General features: G+C 70.2%; 10 protein-coding genes. 4 read left to right on the top strand and 6 right to left on the bottom strand.

The genetic code is table 11. From position 1 onward, the window contains the following. Positions 1 to 9: 9 nt before the first annotated feature. Complete coding sequence (locus tag OHO83_RS18555) at positions 10 to 723, bottom strand: PspA/IM30 family protein (RefSeq protein WP_266673779.1); 714 nt, start codon at positions 721 to 723, stop codon at positions 10 to 12. Between the two features lie 55 nt (positions 724 to 778). Continuing rightward, a complete protein-coding gene (locus tag OHO83_RS18550; RefSeq protein WP_266673781.1) occupies positions 779 to 2,884 on the bottom strand; it encodes a TPM domain-containing protein in 2,106 nt (701 codons plus the stop codon). Between the two features lie 124 nt (positions 2,885 to 3,008). Between OHO83_RS18550 and OHO83_RS18545 the strand changes: the two genes are divergently transcribed. Continuing rightward, positions 3,009 to 3,692 carry a hypothetical protein gene (locus OHO83_RS18545; RefSeq protein ID WP_266673783.1) on the top strand — a complete coding sequence of 228 codons (684 nt, stop codon included), beginning with the start codon at positions 3,009 to 3,011 and terminating at the stop codon, positions 3,690 to 3,692. A 12-nt stretch (positions 3,693 to 3,704) separates the two neighbouring features. Here the strand turns inward: OHO83_RS18545 and OHO83_RS18540 are convergent, their stop codons facing one another. From OHO83_RS18540 to OHO83_RS18525, 4 genes are read right to left on the bottom strand one after another with little or no spacing between them, the layout of a single operon-like run. Further along, a complete protein-coding gene (locus tag OHO83_RS18540) occupies positions 3,705 to 4,478 on the bottom strand; it encodes a succinate dehydrogenase/fumarate reductase iron-sulfur subunit (protein WP_116510382.1) in 774 nt (257 codons plus the stop codon). Then, positions 4,475 to 6,427 carry a fumarate reductase/succinate dehydrogenase flavoprotein subunit gene (locus OHO83_RS18535; protein WP_266673786.1) on the bottom strand — a complete coding sequence of 651 codons (1,953 nt, stop codon included), beginning with the start codon at positions 6,425 to 6,427 and terminating at the stop codon, positions 4,475 to 4,477. Before OHO83_RS18535 ends, OHO83_RS18540 begins: the two co-directional genes overlap by 4 nt. Positions 6,428 to 6,444: 17 nt before the next feature. Further along, the gene (locus tag OHO83_RS18530; protein WP_266673788.1) at positions 6,445 to 7,272 is read right to left on the bottom strand and encodes a hypothetical protein; all 828 of its coding nucleotides are present in this window, start codon (positions 7,270 to 7,272) and stop codon (positions 6,445 to 6,447) included. A 20-nt stretch (positions 7,273 to 7,292) separates the two neighbouring features. Beyond that, a complete protein-coding gene (locus OHO83_RS18525) occupies positions 7,293 to 7,580 on the bottom strand; it encodes a hypothetical protein (protein WP_266560558.1) in 288 nt (95 codons plus the stop codon). Positions 7,581 to 7,980: 400 nt separating this feature from the next. Between OHO83_RS18525 and OHO83_RS18520 the strand changes: the two genes are divergently transcribed. The 3 genes from OHO83_RS18520 (at position 7,981) to OHO83_RS18510 (ending at position 14,509) form a co-directional block, all read left to right on the top strand. Next, positions 7,981 to 10,347, top strand: coding sequence for an ABC transporter family substrate-binding protein (locus OHO83_RS18520; RefSeq protein ID WP_266676606.1), 2,367 nt, complete (start codon positions 7,981 to 7,983; stop codon positions 10,345 to 10,347). A 342-nt stretch (positions 10,348 to 10,689) separates the two neighbouring features. Continuing rightward, a complete protein-coding gene (typA, locus tag OHO83_RS18515) occupies positions 10,690 to 12,564 on the top strand; it encodes a translational GTPase TypA (protein ID WP_266673790.1) in 1,875 nt (624 codons plus the stop codon). A 913-nt stretch (positions 12,565 to 13,477) separates the two neighbouring features. Then, complete coding sequence (locus tag OHO83_RS18510; protein WP_266673792.1) at positions 13,478 to 14,509, top strand: ABC transporter permease; 1,032 nt, start codon at positions 13,478 to 13,480, stop codon at positions 14,507 to 14,509. Positions 14,510 to 14,518 lie beyond the last annotated feature (9 nt).

Below are 14,518 nucleotides of genomic sequence, written 5' to 3'. Positions count from 1 at the left end.
TCCCCGTCTCTACGCGGACGTCTTGAGCGCCGCCAGGCGCGCCTCGATCTCGGCCGCGTCGCCGAGGCCCTCCAGCTGCTCGAACTGCGCGTCGAGCGACGAGTCGGCGAGCTCCTGCTTTCCCAGCGCCCTGGCCTCCTCACGGCGCACCTTCTCCTCGAACCGGCTCAGCTCGCTCGTCGGGTCGAGGACGTTGATGTTCCCGGCGGCGTCCATCATCTGGTTCTGGGCCTGCGCCGTCTTCGCGCGCGCCACCAACTGGTCCCGCTTCGACCGGAGTTCGACCAGCTTCGTCTTCATCTGGTCGAGGCCGGACTTCAGCTTTCCGACGACCTCGCTCTGCGCGGCGATCGTCGGTTCGGCGTCCTTCGCCCCCTTCTCCGAGCTCAGCTGCCGCCCGAGCGCCACCTTGGCGAGGTTGTCGAACTTGTCGGCCTCCGCGGCACTGCCCGCCGCCCGCAGTTCGTCGGCCTTCCTGCTCGCGGCGAGCGCCTTGCCGCCCCACTCGGCGGCCGCCTCGACGTCCTCCTTGTGGTCCTGCTCCATCATCCGCAGATTGCCGATGGTCGCCGCGACGGCCTGCTCGGCCTCGGTGATGTTGTCCGAGTAGTCGCGGATCAGCTGGTCGAGCATCTTCTGCGGGTCCTCGGCGCCGTCCAGAAGGGCGTTGATGTTCGCCTTCGCCAGCTGGGTGACGCGGCCGAGAACGGTCTGCTTGGTCATGAGGGTGCTCCTTGTACGAGGGAGATACGTGGGGAACTGGGTGAATGCCGCCGGGTCAGAACCGTCCGCCGCCGCCCCTGCGGCCACGGGTCCCGCCCCCGCCGAAACTCCCCGGACCGCCGCCGCCGAACCCGCCCCCGAAGCCGCCGCCCGTGCCGGACCGCCCGCCGAACCCTCCGCCGGACCGCCCGCCGCCCAGGAGTTCGCCGAGGATGATCCCGCCGAGCACCGCGCCGCCCATGCCCCCTCCGCCGCGCCCGCCCCCACCGCCGTACGGATTCCCGAAGGACCGCACGTCCTGCTCGGCGAGCTGCTGTGCCTGCCGGGCCAGCGCGTCGGCCCGCTGGGCGCCGGCCAGGGCGGCGGCGGGATCCGCCTGCGCCGCCGTCCGTACGTACTCCAGGTGCCGCTGCGCCTCGGCCAGTCGCGTACGGGCCTCGCTGCCCACCGCACCGCGGTGCGTGGTGATGAAGTCCGACGCGGCGCCGACGCTGCTGCGGGCCGTGAGTTCCGCCTGGTCGAGCAGGGAGCGCGCGCGGGCGGTGCCGGACTCGCGTGCGCGGGCCTCGTCCAGGGACGCGTCGAGCGCAGAGTCGGCCTCCTCCACGCGGCGCAGCGCGTCGATCGGGTCGTAGGGGCCGGCGGCCATCTCCTTGCGCACGCGCGCGGCGACGGTCTTCACGCGCGCGACGCGCCCGCGCAGATCGGCCGTGGAGGCGCCCTCGGTCATGCCTTCCAGGATTCCGTGCGCGTCGGCGAGGTCGGTGTCGGACTCGGTGAGCGCGGCCGGCAGCTTCCCGGCGGCCTCGGCCAGTTCCCGGCCCAGCCGGTCGACGGCGTCCACGAAGGTGCCTGCCTGGTCGACGGCCGACTCGGCGGCCCGCAGGAACACCGCGGCCCTGCCGTTGTGGCCCGCGTCGACGCAGCTCCGTGCCTGTCCGAGGTTCGTCGTGGCGAACACCAGCCGGTCCTTGGCCTGCTCGATGTGGCCCGCCACGGAAATCAGTGCGGACGGCGCGTAGCGGGAGCCGAGCGCCGCCAGCGTCTCCTCGGTGGTCGCCGTGCGGGCGGCGAGGTCGCGGGAGGTGAGCTCCGCGTGCGCGAGGGCCTCGGGCGCGGTGCGCTCCAGGGCCCGCAGCCGGTCGAAGTCCGCGGCCTCGGCGTCGAGCCTGCGCCCCGCCTCGGTGCAGCGGCTGATGATCTCGTCCAGCATCTGCCGCTTCGTCGCGTCGTCCTCGGGGTGCGCGTCGTCGAGCTGCTGGCGCAGCCGGAAGGCCGCCGTCACCTCCGACTGGGCATACGCCACCGCCTCGGTGAACGGCTTGACGGCCTCGTCGCCGAACTGCGCGGTGGCGAAGCCGAGTTCCTCCGTGCTCGTGCGGATCGAGTCGTCGCTCTCCACCAGCATCTGCCGGGCCTGCTTGTCCAGCTCGGGCAGCGGCGTGACCTTGGGTCCCGTGCCCCCGCCCCGGCCGCCGCCGGGCGTGGTGCGGGTACGCGTACGCCTCTTGCGGCGGGTGTACGTGAACGCCGCGAGGGCGCCCGCGCCGCCGACCGCGATGAGGGGCAGGGCGAGGTCGGCCGCGCTGGGTTCGGTGTCCGAGCCGGCGGGGTCGGCCGGACCCGGGGTGATCGTGGGGACGGGGACGGGGCGGCCCGCGAGGGTGGCGGAGATGCCGTGGGCCGCGCCGATCGCGGCGCCCGCCCAGTCGTTCCTGCGCAGCGCCGGTTCGATCGCGGTGCGGGCGACATCCTTGAGCTGCGCGTCGGTGAGCCGGGAGTCCGGGTCGACGGAGTAGGCATACTGCCGGTCGTGCGTGGCGACGGTGAGGAGCACGTCGTCGAGGCCGAGGCCGTTCTTGGCGGCCGTGGCGTCGGCCCAGTCCTGGGCGGAGCGGCCGGAGAAGTCGCGTACGTAGACGACGAAGAGCTGGGTGCTGTGCTCGCGGTCGAGCGAGTCGAGGGCCGAGGCGACGCCGGACTCACGGTCGCGGAGGGCGTCCACCTTGTCGGTGATCTGGCCGGTTCTCGACAGGGTGACGGGGTCGTCGGCGCGGGCGGTCGTGGCGGGCAGGAGCGCCCAGCAGAGCGCGAGCACGGCGGCCACGGCCGACCGCGCGGCTATCCGTACCGGACGGGGGCGACTCGGAGGCGGCGTCACAGTTGGGAGCGTATGACCGGATCTGGGGTACCGCGACCGGGATCGGCACGATCCGGTTGTGCCGAATCTGCATTGTTATCGCCGGACCTTCCGGTAAAACCGCTGCTCAACATAGGTTTCCGGCATGGAGAACGGACCCTGGGCCGCGGGCGGCGCGATCAGCGAACCGGAGCTTGTCGTGTCCGGACCGCCGGCCCTCGCGAGCCGCCCCGAGCTCCTGACTGCCTCACGGCGGCGGCGCCCCCTCGGCGCGCTGCTCGTCGGCGCGCTCGCCGCGTCCGCCGTCTGGGGCGCCGGCCTGTACGCGTTCGGCGCGCAGGGCCCCGACCTGAGGGGCTACCGGGTCAGTGACCGCCTCTGCTCCCTCCTCGCGATGCCTCATCTCGCCACGGCCTTCGACCGCGGATCGCGCTGGGAGTCCACGCGGAGCAGCAGCGGGGCGGTGGACACGGCGGACTGCTCGGGGGAGCTGGAACGCAAGGAGGGCACGGGGCGGGCCGCCACCGTCACGGCGTCCATGGTCCTGCACAAGCGGACGGACCCCGGCGCGGAGTTCGACGCGGCGCGCACGACGGCCGCCGAGCGGATCCCGGGCCGGACCGAGGTGCGGACGGCGAAGGGCCTGGGCGACCGGGCGTACACGGTCGTCCATGGCCGCACGGCCACGGTCCACGTCCTGGACGGCGACGCGGAGTTCACCCTGAGCGTCAGCACCGCACCGGCCGGCGGGCGCGTCACCCCGGAGCGGCTGCGGCCGCTCGTGGCGGGCGACATAGGCGCGCTGATGCGCCGGGTGAGCACTCCGTAGCGCCGCGCGGCCTTACGAGGACGACCTCCGCCGGATCTTGTTCCCCAGCCACACCACCGGGTCGTACTTGCGGTCGACCGCTCGTTCCTTCAAGGGGATCAGGGCGTTGTCCGTGATGTGGATGCCCTCCGGGCAGACCTCCGTGCAGCACTTCGTGATGTTGCAGTAGCCGAGGCCGTGGTCCTCCTGGGCCGTGCGCTTGCGGTCGAGGCCGGAGTCCGACGCCGCGTCGAGCGGGTGCATGTCCAGCTCGGCGACCCGCATCAGGAAGCGCGGGCCCGCGAACGCCGCCTTGTTCTCCTCGTGGTCGCGCACCGCATGACAGGTGTCCTGGCACAGGAAGCACTCGATGCACTTACGGAACTCCTGCGAGCGGTCCACGTCCTCCTGCTGCATGCGGTACTCGCCCGGGCCGACCCCGGCGGGCGGGACGAACGCGGGGATCTCGCGGGCCTTCGCGTAGTTGAAGCCGACGTCCGTGACCAGGTCGCGGACCACGGGGAAGGCGCGCAGCGGCGTCACCGTGATGACGTCCTCGCGGTCGAAGACCGACATGCGGGTCATGCACATCAGACGGGGCCGGCCGTTGATCTCCGCCGAGCACGAACCGCACTTGCCCGCCTTGCAGTTCCAGCGGACCGCGAGGTCGGACGCCTGGGTCGCCTGGATCCTGTGGATGATGTCGAGGACGACCTCGCCGTCGTTCACCTCCACGGAGAAGTCCGTCAGGTCGCCGCCCTCGGCGTCCCCGCGCCAGACCCTGAATCGCGCATCGTACGAACTCACTCGTACAGCTCCTCTTCGGCGAGGTACTTGACCAGCTCTTCCTTCTCGAAGAGGGCGAGCAGGTCCGGGCGGATGGGCTCGGTGGTTTCGCGCACGAGGTCGATCTGGCCCCGGACCGGGTCGGTGGCCGCGAGGCCGCCGGTCGGATCGACGAGGCGGCACAGCAGGTTCGTGCGGCGCCAGCGGCGGTCCATCGTCGGGTGGTCCTCGCGGGTGTGGCCGCCGCGCGACTCCGTGCGCTCCAGGGCGGCCCGCGCGATGCACTCGCTGACGAGCAGCATGTTGCGCAGGTCGAGCGAGAGATGCCAGCCGGGGTTGAACTGGCGGTGCCCCTCCACCCCGGCCCGCCGCGCCCGCATCCGCAGCCCGGCGAGCCGGTCGAGCGCCTCGGCCATCTCCTCCTCGCGGCGGATGATGCCGACCAGGTCGTTCATCGCCTGCTGGAGCTCCTGATGGAGCGTGTACGGGTTCTCGGCGACGCCCCCGTCCGCGGGACCCTCCGCGGAGAACGGGCGCAGTGCCTCCGCCGCCGCCGTGTCGACCTGGTCCGCGTCGATGGCCGGGCGCTCGTCGAGCCCGGCCGCGTACTCGGCCGCGTGCAGCCCGGCGCGGCGGCCGAAGACGAGGAGGTCGGAGAGCGAGTTGCCGCCGAGGCGGTTCGAGCCGTGCATGCCGCCCGCCACCTCGCCGGCCGCGAACAGGCCGGGGACGCCGCGCGCCGCCGCCGTGTCCGAGTCGACGGCGATGCCGCCCATCACGTAGTGACAGGTCGGACCGACCTCCATCGGCTCGGCCGTGATGTCGACGTCCGCCAGCTCCTTGAACTGGTGGTACATCGACGGCAGCCGGCGCCGGATGCGGTCGGCCGGCATACGGGTGGAGACGTCGAGGAAGACGCCGCCGTGCGGGGAGCCGCGGCCCGCCTTCACCTCGGAGTTGATGGCGCGCGCCACCTCGTCGCGGGGCAGCAGCTCGGGCGGGCGCCGGTTGTGGTCGGGGTCGTCGTACCAGCGGTCGCCCTCGTCCTCCGACTCGGCGTACTTCTCCTTGAAGACGTCGGGGACGTAGTCGAACATGAACCGCTTGCCCTCGGAGTTGCGCAGGACCCCGCCGTCGCCGCGCACCGACTCCGTGACGAGGATGCCCTTCACCGACGGCGGCCAGACCATGCCCGTCGGATGGAACTGCACGAACTCCATGTTCAGCAGCGGCGCCCCGGCGAGCAGCGCCAGCGCGTGGCCGTCGCCCGTGTACTCCCACGAGTTCGACGTCACCTTGAACGACTTGCCGATCCCGCCCGTCGCCAGCACCACGCTCGGCGCCTCCAGGACGAAGAAGCGGCCGCTCTCGCGCTCGTAGCAGAACGCGCCGGACACGCGGTCGCCCGCGGCGGATCCGCTGTCGGACACAGCCTTGAGCACGCGGGTGACCGTGCACTCCTGGAAGACCTTGAGGCGTGCCTCGTAGTCGCCGAACTCCTTGAAGTCCTCCTGCTGGAGCGCCACGATCTTCTGCTGGAGCGTGCGGATCAGCTCCAGGCCCGTGCGGTCACCGACGTGCGCGAGGCGCGGGTACTCGTGGCCGCCGAAGTTGCGCTGCGAGATCCGGCCGTCCGCCGTCCGGTCGAACAGGGCGCCCCAGGTCTCCAGCTCCCATACGCGGTCCGGTGCTTCGCGCGCGTGCAGCTCGGCCATCCGCCACTGGTTGAGGAACTTGCCGCCGCGCAGTGTGTCGCGGAAGTGGACCTGCCAGCTGTCGCCGGAGTTCACGTTCCCCATGGCCGCGGCGATGCCGCCCTCGGCCATCACGGTGTGCGCCTTGCCGAAGAGGGACTTGCAGATCACGGCCGTACGCGCGCCGCGCTCGCGCGCCTCGATCGCCGCGCGCAGGCCCGCACCGCCCGCCCCCACCACGACGACGTCCCACTGCTGCCGCTCCACTTGAGACATCAGAAGTGCCACCCCATCTAGAAGAAGCGCGGATCGTCGAAGGCGCCGGACGACAGCAGGAACACGTAGAAGTCGGCGAGCGCGACACTGATCAACGACGCCCAGGCGAGCAGCATGTGACGGTCATTCAGCTTCCCGACCCACTGCCACATCCGGTAGCGCACCGGGTGCTTGGAGAAGTGCTTGAGCTTGCCGCCGACGATGTGCCGGCACGAGTGGCAGGACAGGGTGTACGCCCAGATCAGCGTGATGTTCAGGAGGAAGACGAGCGTGCCGAGACCCATGTGGCCCCACGCGTACGTCTCGTCGCGGAACGACAGCACGGTGTCGTACGTGAGGATGCCCGCCACGAGGATCGCCGCGTAGAAGAAGTAGCGGTGGATGTTCTGCAGGATCAGCGGGAAGCGGGTCTCGCCCGTGTACTTCTTGTGCGGCTCGGCGACCGCGCAGGCGGGCGGTGACGCCCAGAACCCGCGGTAGTAGGCCTTCCGGTAGTAGTAGCAGGTCAGCCGGAAGCCGAGCGGGAAGATCAGGATGAGCAGCGCGGGGGACAGGCCCCACCAGCCGCCGAATATCTCCCAGTTGGGGCCCGCGTGCATCGGCCTGCAGTTCTCCGAGATGCACGGGGAGTAGAACGGCGAGACGTACGGCGCGTGGTAGTAGTCCGTGTTCGAGAAGGCCCGCCACGTCGAGTAGACGATGAAGGCGAGCAGTCCCGCGGCGGTACTGGCGGGCGCCAGCCACCAGCGGTCGGTGCGCAGGTGCCCGGACGCGATCGCGGCGCGCGTCCTGTCCCGGACGCCGTGCGCGCCCGCTTGGGGATGGGGTTCCGTGCCGGTGGCCAACGAAGCCTCCGCTCAGAGGGTCAGGGGGCGTGCCGGTCCCGGGCGCCGAGTCCTTCGTCGTCCGAGTCGGTCCAGAGCGAGCTGTCGTACGGGGTGTCGGGGACGGGCACGAGCTCGGGCCGGCGCGGTGGCGGCGGAGCGGCGGCGGCCGCCCGCAGCAGCGCGACGCTCTCGCGCAGATGGTCGGCGTCGGTGCGTACGCGCCGTACGTCGAGGCCGCCGTCGAGCTGCCGCTCCAGGCGCCCCACGGTCCGGCACAGTTCGTCGAGGCAGCGCTCGGCTGCCGCCAAGTCGTCGTTCAGGGTCATGACTTGCCCTCGCTTCCGCTGGTGCGGCGGAGATGCTCATGCGCCTGCGAGTGTCGCGCGTCACATCACGCCTTGTGAAGGGATCTGCGCGGATTGCTGGAGTGCGGGGCTTCGTGCGCCCCCTTCGGGAGTGGCGCTTCGGGCACGGGGCGGTGGGGTTTCGCCGGCGGGCGCGGGGCTGTGGGGGCCTGTCGCTCGGTTCCCCGCGCCCCTGACGGGGCCGTCATTGGGCCGCACGAGTGGGGTTCCGGCACCGCAGCGCCGTGTCGCCGACCGCCTGCGCGACCGGTCCCCTTCAGTGGGGCGATAGATGTGATCAGCTCCATATACCGCCAAACGTGATCAAACCCGGCCCGGTCCTGGCAAGCGGGCGGCCGGGCTAGCCCCGGAGGTACCCGTGATGTCCCATGACGGCGCCACATCTCGCCCCGCCAGGCGTCCCGCGCGGCGTCCCGTCCTGCGCTCGGCCGCGTTCCTCGTGTCGGGGGCGCTCGCGGTGACGGCCCTGGCCGGCTGCAGCTCGGGCGGCGACGAATCAGAGTCCAGCAGTCCGGCCGCCGCCCAGGACATCGCGCCCGCGGCCCGCGGCGACATCGCCGACGGCGGCACCCTGCGCTGGGCGGTCGACGCCCTGCCGGGGACCCTCAATTCCTTCCAGTCCGACGCCGACGCGAGCACGTCCCGCGTCGCCGGGGCCGTGCTGCCCTCGATGTACCGGCTCGACAACCAGGGCAGGGCGGTGCGCGACCCGGACTTCCTGGAGAAGGCCGAGGTCGTCGAGCAAGAGCCCAAGCAGGTCGTCGTGTACAAGCTCAACCAGCAGGCGGTGTGGAGCGACGGCCGCGAGATCGGCGCCGCCGACTTCGCGGCCCAGTGGCGCGCCCTGTCCGGCAAGGACTCCGCGTACTGGACCGCCCACAACGCGGGCTACGACCGCATCGAGAAGATCGAGCGCGGCAAGAACAACCTGGAGGTGCGGGTCACCTTCGCGAAGCCTTACGCGGACTGGCGCTCGCTGTTCTCGCCGCTGTACCCCAAGGACGTCATGGGGACCCCGAACGCCTTCAACGAGGAAGCCCGGCGCACGCTCAAGGTCACCGCCGGCCCCTTCTCGATCAAGGGGATCGACCGCGGCGCCAAGGACATCACGCTGGTGCGCAACCCGCGCTGGTGGGGCCGCCAGGCCAAGCTGGAGCAGCTCGTCCTGCGGGCCGTACCCCTCAAGGACCGCGCCGACGCGCTCGTCGCGGGGAAGGTCGACCTCGCCGCCGTCGACCCGGAGGACGCCTCCCGCATCTCCCTCGCCGACCGCGACAAGGGCACCTCGGGCCCGCTCGCCCACGGCCCCGGCGCGCTCACGCCCGCCCAGGCGATGCGGTCCTGGGCCGTCGCGCACGGCGACGACGAGGACGCGGCCGATGCGGAACTCGACACCCGTGCGAAGACCCGCAAGGTCGTCGACAAGTACAGGAAGGAACAGTCGCGCCTGGGGGACTACGTCGTCCGCAAGTCCCTCGAACCCGCCTTCACGCAGCTCGCGCTCAACGGCTCCGTGGGCCCCCTCGCCGATGAGCGGGTGCGTCGCGCCGTCGCCCGCGCGATCGACCGCAAGAAGCTCGCCGAGGTCGTCCTCAAGCCGCTCGGCCTGCCCGCGCAGCCCGTCGGCAGCCACCTCGCCCTCGCCGGGCAGCAGGCGTACACCGACAGCAGCGGCGCGCTCGGCAGCCAGGACACCAACGAGGCCCGGGCACTGCTCGCGGACGCGGGCTGGGTGTCGGGCGGTCCCGTGAAGAAGGAGGCCGCGACGAGCAAGCCGAAGACGGCCGGCAACGTCTCCGGCAGCGAGGGCAAGAAGAGCAAGGCGGGGCCGGAGGACAAGAAGGGTGCCGCCTCCGACTCGGACGACGGCACGTACATCGTCGGCGAGAGCGACCAGAAGCCGGGCGACCGGCAGCCCCCGCTGCTCGACCCCGGGCGCATCGCCGCCCACCAGTACGCCGCGCTCGTGCGCCAGGCCGACGCGCGGCAGCTGCGCGCGGCCGACAAGGAGAGGAAGCACGCGGATCAGTACGCGAAGGAGGCCGCCCAGGGTGGCGCTCCTGGCGCGTACGCCCCGAAGGGGACGCCCGCGCCCGCCGGTGCTCCCGCCGGGCAGCTCGCCAAGGACGGCAAGCCGCTGACGCTGCGCTTCGTGCTCCCGTCGGGCCCCGGCTCGGACTCGCTGCGCGCGGTCGCCGACCGGATCTCGCAGATGCTGGAGAAGATCGGTATCCGCACGGAGACGTCGAAGGTCGCCGACGCCAGCTACTTCAAGGACCACATCGCGTCCGGGCAGTACGACCTGGCGCTCTACTCGTGGCCCGCGTCGGCCTTCCCGGCCACCGACGCCCGCCCGATCTACGCCAAGCCGGTGCCCGCGGCCGACGGCACGCTCACGGTCGAGCAGAACTACACCCGGGTCGGTACGGACCACATCGACCAGCTCTTCGACCAGGCGATCGGTGAGCTCGACGAGGGGGAGGAGCGCTCCCTGGTCCAGCAGGCCGACGCCCGTATCTGGGCCGCAGCAGGATCGATTCCTCTCTACCAGCGCCCGGAACTCGTGGCCGCCCGTCGCGGCATCGCCAACGCGGGGGCCTTCGGCTTCCAGGAGCCCGACTACGAGGACATCGGCTTCCTGAAGGCGGGTGCGCGGCCGGGTGCCGAGCCGAACGCCTCCGGCAAGGCGAGCTCCTCCGCGAGCCCGGCCGGGAAGCCGTCCGAGTAGCCGTCCGAGAAGTGACGCACATCGCACCCTGAGGGGTCCTGAGGTCCCCTGGGTGATCGTCCCGAAGATCACACAGCTCAGATCTCGCTCAAGTCCCTTGCCCGCCGGTCCCTCCGGCGGGCAAGGTTCGTATCACCACTGACCTGCGGTTTCTCCGGGGCGCCCCCCACGCCTCTCCGCGACGTTCACTCACTGTGCATCCTTGACCCCATGGCCCCAGAAGGCCTCCCCGGCCGAAGCCACGTACGATGGGGTGAGGCCGTGGCGTGTCCAGCCCGGCAGGGCGCGCGTACGAAGAGACGTACGCGCAGCCGTCCACTCACTCCGGGAGTACGCCGCAATATGGCCACGCGCCACGACATCCGTAACGTCGCCATCGTCGCCCACGTCGACCACGGCAAGACCACGCTGGTCGACGCCATGCTCAAGCAGGCAGGCGCCTTCGCGGCGCACGCCGCCGAGTCGCTCGACGACCGCATGATGGACTCGAACGACCTGGAGCGTGAGAAGGGCATCACGATCCTGGCCAAGAACACGGCGGTCAAGTACCACCCGAAGGATGGCGGCGACGCCATCACGATCAACATCATCGACACCCCCGGCCACGCCGACTTCGGTGGTGAGGTCGAGCGCGGCCTGTCGATGGTCGATGCGGTCGTGCTGCTCGTCGACGCGTCCGAGGGCCCGCTGCCGCAGACCCGCTTCGTGCTGCGCAAGGCGCTCTCGGCCAAGATGCCGGTCATCCTGTGCATCAACAAGACGGACCGCCCCGACTCCCGGATCGCCGAGGTCGTCGACGAGACGTACGACCTGTTCCTGGACCTGGACGCGGACGAGGACCAGATCGAGTTCCCGATCGTCTACGCCTGCGCCCGTGACGGCGTCGCCTCGCTGACCAAGCCCGAGGACGGCACCGTCCCGCAGGACAGCGAGAACCTCGAGCCGTTCTTCAACACGATCCTGGCGCACGTCCCGGCCCCGGAGTACGACGAGGAAGCCCCCCTCCAGGCGCACGTCACGAACCTGGACGCCGACAACTTCCTCGGCCGTATCGCGCTCTGCCGTGTCGAGCAGGGCGAGCTGCGCAAGGGACAGACGGTCACGTGGATCAAGCGCGACGGCACCATGTCCAACGTGCGCGTCACCGAGCTCCTCATGACCGAGGCCCTCACCCGCAAGCCGGCCGAGAAGGCGGGCCCGGGCGACATCTGCGCCGTCGCCGGTTTCCCGGACATCATGATCGGCGAGACCCTGGCCGACCCCGAGAACCCGATCGCGCTGCCGCTCATCACGGTCGACGAGCCGGCCATCTCGATGACCATCGGCACCAACACCTCGCCGCTCGTCGGCAAGGGCGGCAAGGGCCACAAGGTCACCGCCCGCCAGGTGAAGGACCGCCTCGACCGCGAGCTGATCGGTAACGTCTCGCTCCGTGTCCTCGACACCGAGCGCCCCGACGCCTGGGAGGTCCAGGGCCGTGGTGAGCTCGCGCTCGCCATCCTGGTCGAGCAGATGCGCCGCGAGGGCTTCGAGCTGACCGTCGGCAAGCCCGAGGTCGTCACCAAGCAGGTCGACGGCAAGACGCACGAGCCGATCGAGCGCATGACGATCGACTCCCCCGAGGAGCACCTCGGCGCGATCACTCAGCTCATGGCGACCCGCAAGGGCCGTATGGAGACCATGACGAACCACGGTTCGGGCTGGATCCGCATGGAGTGGATCGTCCCGTCCCGCGGCCTCATCGGCTTCCGTACGGAGTTCCTCACGCAGACTCGCGGTACCGGTATCGCGCACTCCATCTTCGAGGGCCACGAGCCGTGGTTCGGCGAGCTGCGCACCCGTCACAACGGTTCGCTCGTCGCGGACCGCTCGGGCTCGGTGACCCCCTTCGCGATGGTCAACCTCCAGGAGCGCGGTGTCATCTTCACCGAGGCCGGCACCGAGGTCTACGAAGGCATGATCATCGGCGAGAACTCGCGCGCCGACGACATGGACGTGAACATCACCAAGGAGAAGAAGCTCACCAACATGCGTGCGGCTTCCGCGGACACCACGGAGAACGTGGTGCCCGCCCGCAAGCTCTCGCTCGAGCAGTCCCTGGAGTTCTGCCGCGACGACGAGTGCATCGAGGTGACCCCGGAGACGGTCCGTATCCGTAAGGTCGTCCTGGACCAGAAGCTGCGCGGCCGCGCGGCCTCGAAGGCCAAGAACGGCTGATCCCGAGACAGCCGGGCCCGGGTCCCCTTCGGGGGGCCCGGGCCTTTGTCGTATGTCCTGCGCCAGGAGGTCCGCGCAGGATTTTTTGCAGGATCATCGCCCGCGCCAGGTGGTACTTCACTACCCTCGTGGCATCCTGGACGCGTTCCCGCGCGATCCACGCGCGTTGATTCGCCCGCTGAGAGTCTTCCCACAGCCCTGCGCAAGGGCTCGTGATGTGCAACTCGTTTTCCAGGGCGACCGTCCGGAATCCGGACGTCATTGACCGATAGATGTGTAACGAGTCCGTTTCGCAGGGATCTATCTAGGATCAGTTTGTCCGGATTTTGGGCTAAGTACGCATCAGGTGTGATCGAACCGAGACCAAAACACTGTGGTCGGCCCGATTCTGATGCCAGATAGTTGAGCGCGTAGAGCTCGGGTCAATGGGTCACGCACTGTGGGGAGTGCCGACTCGCGAGCACACTGAGGCACTTTCAATCCTCGCCGTCAGGGGTGTCGGTCAGGTGGCATGTGCCTCCACTTGTAGTGAACAAAAGTGGACTCATGAGGAGGAACCCATGCGAGGTGCCACAAGCGCCATATGGGTCGCGTCGTCCCCGATGGCAGGTACAGGACTCGCGGGCAGTAGTTCCGTGGTCGGCACGGCGCTCAAGCGCCGCGACAGTCTCTGACGGCACGGCCTGCCCGGTCGGGTCAGGTTCCCCCGGGGTGAGTTCACCCCAGTCGTAGCTCAACCGCGCGCATCCGGCCTTGGGTTGCCGTGTACCGCCCGTAGGTCGTCGTACCCCCTGGTGGCAAATCCAGCTGGAGTGGCGTACGCCGTGCGACGGCCGTCGGTCCGGTGCTCCGTCCCACAGGGAGGAGCCCGCCGTGTGCCGACGACCTCCAACACCTGTGAAATGGACGAATCATGACGAGTCCAATCGAGATTGAGGGCGCCGAGACCTCTTCCGCCTTGGACAAGGACAGCGCGCCTCAGGCTGACGCGAAGGAGCCCAAGAAGCTCGAGGGGCGCAGCCCCGGACAGCTGATGTGGCGTCGCTTCAAACGGGACAAGACGGGCGTCATCTCCGCCTTCATCGTTCTGTTCTTCTTCCTGATAGCCGCGCTCGCGCCGGTCATCGCGAAGGTGTACGGCAAGGACCCGTACACCTTCTACGGGCAGGACGACCCCACACTCCTCAACGAGTTCAACCTGCCGGCCGGTCCCAACGGCGGTATCTCGCCCGAGCATTGGTTCGGCATCGACCCGAACTACGGCCGCGACGTGTTCTCGTACCTGCTCTACGGCATGCGTACGTCGCTCTACACGGCGCTGCTCGCCACGATCGGCATCGTCATCGTGGGCGTGCTCATCGGTCTCGTTTCCGGGTACTTCGGCGGCAAGATCGACTACTGGCTCGGGCGGCTGACCGACTTCATGCTCGCCCTGCCCAGCCAGCTGTTCATGGTCGCGGTGATGCCCGTCGTCGTCACGGTGTTCGTGGCGCCCGACGAGGAGACCCCGGTCTACATCCGCTTCCTCGCCATCCTCGGCGTGATGTGGCTCCTCACCTGGATGAGCCTGTCCCGCCTGGTGCGCGCCGTCACGCTCTCCCTGCGTGAGCGCGAGTTCGTGGAGGCGGCGAAGGTCGCGGGCGCCTCGCCCTGGCGGATCATCCGCAAGGAGCTGCTGCCCAACCTGATCACGCCGATCATCGTGCAGGGCACGTACCTGCTCCCCAGCACCATCCTCTCGGTCGCCTTCCTGTCCTTCGTCGGCGTCGGGTATCAGGACCCGACCCCCGACTGGGGCCTGATGTTCGCCACCGGCGCGAACATCTACGAGCAGGACCCGACCTACATGTTCTTCCCGGGTGTCGCCATGGTCGTCTTCTTCGTGGCGTTCAACCTCCTCGGGGACTCCGTCCGGGATGCGTTCGATCCCAAGACGGGCCGCTGAACCCAGCTA

The sequence above is a fragment of the Streptomyces sp. NBC_00569 genome (assembly GCF_036345255.1).
Lineage (GTDB): Bacteria > Actinomycetota > Actinomycetes > Streptomycetales > Streptomycetaceae > Streptomyces.
This window is presented reverse-complemented; position numbering and strand designations above follow the sequence as displayed.